The sequence below is a fragment of the Streptomyces mangrovisoli genome, assembly GCF_000974985.2.
GTDB classification, from domain to species: domain Bacteria; phylum Actinomycetota; class Actinomycetes; order Streptomycetales; family Streptomycetaceae; genus Streptomyces; species Streptomyces mangrovisoli.
In genome coordinates this window covers 1-3,340 of the sequence record NZ_LAVA02000142.1, presented here as the reverse complement: position 1 = coordinate 3,340, position 3,340 = coordinate 1, and the positions used below count along the sequence as shown (strand labels likewise).

The following is a 3,340-nucleotide window of genomic DNA, read 5'->3' as shown; positions in this document are numbered from 1 at the left end:
TCACCGGCGAGGAGATCACCCAGAACGGCCTGGGCGGCGCCGACGTGCACGCCGAGACGAGCGGTGTCTGCCACTTCGCGTACGACGACGAGGAGACGTGCATCGCCGAGGTGCGCTACCTCCTCTCGCTCCTCCCGCAGAACAACCGCGAGAACCCGCCCGCGGTCGTGTGCGAGGACCCGGCCGGACGGCGTGGCGACCTGCTGCTGGACCTGGTGCCGGCCGACGGCAACCGGCCGTACGACATGGCGCAGGTGATCGAGGAGATCGTCGACGACGGCGAGTACCTCGAGGTGCACGAGCGCTGGGCGCGCAACATCGTCTGCGCCCTCGCCCGGCTCGACGGGCAGGTCGTCGGCATCGTCGCCAACCAGCCGCAGAGCCTGGCGGGCGTGCTGGACATCGAGGCGTCGGAGAAGGCCGCCCGCTTCGTGCAGATGTGCGACGCCTTCAACATCCCCCTGGTCAGCCTGATCGACGTGCCGGGCTTCCTGCCCGGCGTGGACCAGGAGCACGGCGGCATCATCCGCCACGGCGCGAAGCTGCTCTACGCGTACTGCAACGCGACCGTGCCGCGGATCTCGCTGATCCTGCGCAAGGCGTACGGCGGGGCCTACATCGTCATGGACAGCCAGTCCATCGGCGCCGACCTCACCTACGCCTGGCCGACGAACGAGATCGCCGTGATGGGCGCCGAAGGTGCCGCGAACGTCATCTTCCGCCGCCGGATCGCCGAGGCCGACGACCCCGAGGCCATGCGGGCCCACATGGTCAAGGAGTACAAGTCGGAGCTCATGCACCCCTACTACGCGGCCGAACGCGGTCTGGTCGACGACGTCATCGACCCCGCCGAGACCCGCGAGGTGCTGATCCGGTCGCTCGCGATGCTGCACACCAAGCACGCCGACCTGCCCTCCCGCAAGCACGGCAACCAGCCCCAGTGACCCCCCGCCCGCCCGGGGTGCATCCCCCGGGGCCCGGGGACGGGTGACGGACGGGCGGGGAGCGGGAAACAGGGAGAAGAGGGGGTCGCCCGCAATGGCGCGGGCGGCCCCCTCCGCCGTGCCCGCCTCCGCGTCCGGTCATAACCACCCAAAACGCCGCGCGACTTCGTCCAGTCCGCGTCAGTAACAGACTTGAGAGTCGGTTTATGTGGACTCAGGGTGCGCTCGCCGGGCTCTCGTTGTGCGCCGGGGGCGGGAACCCGGGACTCCGACCGCCCCGTTGACAAACCGCCCGTGCTGTTTTTTAATCATGGGGTTTGGTGCGGAGCGTGAGCAGGGGAGGCGGGCGGGTGGACATCGACGTTCTGGGTGCGCTGGACGTGCGGGAGAACGGTGTGTCGATCACGCCGACCGCCCCGAAACCGCGTCAGGTCCTTGCCCTGCTGGCGCTGCACGCCGATCAGGTGGTGCCGCTCGCGGTGCTGGTGGAGGAGCTCTGGGCGGCCAGCCCGCCGCGCAGCGCGCGCACCACCCTGCAGACGTACGTGCTTCAGCTGCGCGAGCTGATCTCCGCCGCCCTGCGCCGGGACGCTCCCGGGCACCCGGCACGCTCCGCCAAGGACGTGCTGGTCACCGCGCCCGGTGGCTACATGCTCGTCAGCGGCGGCGGCGCCAGCGACGTGCGGGAGTTCGACCGGCTGGCGGGAGCCGGCTACCGGGCCATGGACGCGGGCGACTTCCCCGGCGCCTCCCGGCTGCTGCGCGAGGCGCTCGACCTGTGGACCGGCACCGCGCTGGCCGGGGTACAGCCGGGCGCGCAGCTTCAGATGGAGGCCAGGCGGCTGGAGGAGAGCCAGCTCTGCGCGCTGGACCAGCGCATCGAGGCCGACCTCAAACTCGGCCGCCACCGCGAGCTGTTGGCCGAGCTGACCGTGCTGGCCAGCCGCTATCCCACGCACGAGAACCTGCACGCCCAGTTCATGATCGCCCTGTACCGGTCCGGGCGGCGCGGCGAGGCCATGGACGTCTACCGCACGCTGCGCACCACCCTGGTCAAGGAACTCGGCCTGGAGCCCTCCGCCCGGCTCAGCCGGCTGCACACCTCCCTCCTGGAGGCGGGCGCGGACACCGTCGGCCCCGGACCGCACCTCGACGACGGCGACCTCGTCCCCGCGGTCTGATCTCCGGCCACCTCCCGGGCGCCGCCGACGGCGGCCGGTTCTGGTCCTTTCGGGCGCTGTCCTCCCTCCCGGGACGGAGGTCCGGTCCCGCCCGCTCCCTCCAACAGGCGGGCGCGCGCCGGGGTGTTCACCTCCCACGGCGATGCGAGCGCCGGGGCGTCTTGCGCAGAATGTGGCCCACGCCGGCTTCGGCAGCGCGATTCTCGGGAGACGATCCTCATGACCAGCGACGTACGCCCGACCGGGGCGTGGGACCTCGCGGCGGGCGAGGAGAAGGTGTTGACGGCCGTCACGGACCTCCTGGCGGGCCTGCTCGGACTTGCGCCCGGGGCGATCGACCCCCGGCGGCCCTTCAGGGCACTGGGGTTCGACTCGATGCTGACGGTGTCGTTCGTCGCCGCCCTCAACGCCCGCCTGGGCACCCGGCTCGCGCCCGCCGCGCTGCTGGAGCACCCCACGCCGGACGATCTCGCCCGGCATTTGGCCGCCGTACCGCCGCCCGCCGTCCCGCACGGCGAACCGGGGGCCGTGGCGACGGGCGGTGCCGACCCGGAGGAGGTGCTGGCCGAACTGCGCCGCCAGCTCGCCGGGTTGCTGCACCACGCGCCCGATCCACGCACCCTGGACGCCGAGGCGGAGTACTCCGCGCTCGGCCTGGACTCGCTGCTCGCGGCCGAGTTCGTCGCCGGCGTCAACCACACCTACCACCTCGCCGAGACACCCTCCGTGCTGCTGGACCACCCCTCCCTGGCCGCCCTGGCCGCCCATGTCGCCTCGCGCGTCCCCGCCCGAACGGCCCCCGTTCCGGAGCCTGTTGCGGCCGCGCCTCTGTGGGGCAGCGCGCCCGACGCGCCGGTACCCGCGCTTCCGCCCGCGTCTCTGCCTGCGTCTGTACCGCTGCCTGCGCCTGCGCCTGCGCCCGTGCCCGTGTCCGTCCCTCGGCCCGTGGTCGAGGGTGGCGGGACGCCGGGTACGCCCGGTGTGGACCTGGAGGCTCTGCTCGACGCCGTACGCGACGACGTGCTCAGCGTCGAGGAGGCGGCGGCGCTGCTGACGGGCCGTGGCTGAGGCGGGGCGGACGGCGGCCGGCATGGACGACCGGGAGATCCTCACCCGCTTCAAGAACGGCACTCTCGACCGTTCCCACGCGCTGGCCCTCCTGAGCCGCCGCGCCCTCCTCCCGCCCGCTCCCACCCCCGGTCCCGCACCTGTCCC

3 protein-coding genes are annotated in these 3,340 nt (G+C 72.8%); all 3 read left to right on the top strand.

Annotated features, from left to right (window positions below; genetic code table 11):
* Positions 1-944 (top strand): acyl-CoA carboxylase subunit beta (locus WN71_RS37880; protein ID WP_276208145.1); only part of this gene is annotated, 944 nt, incomplete at its 5' end.
* A 350-nt stretch (positions 945-1,294) separates the two neighbouring features.
* The gene (locus WN71_RS37875) at positions 1,295-2,125 is read left to right on the top strand and encodes an AfsR/SARP family transcriptional regulator (RefSeq protein WP_046592995.1); all 831 of its coding nucleotides are present in this window, start codon (positions 1,295-1,297) and stop codon (positions 2,123-2,125) included.
* A gap of 219 nt (positions 2,126-2,344) precedes the next feature.
* Complete coding sequence (locus WN71_RS37870) at positions 2,345-3,193, top strand: acyl carrier protein (protein ID WP_052743285.1); 849 nt, start codon at positions 2,345-2,347, stop codon at positions 3,191-3,193.
* The last annotated feature ends 147 nt before the right edge of the window (positions 3,194-3,340 follow it).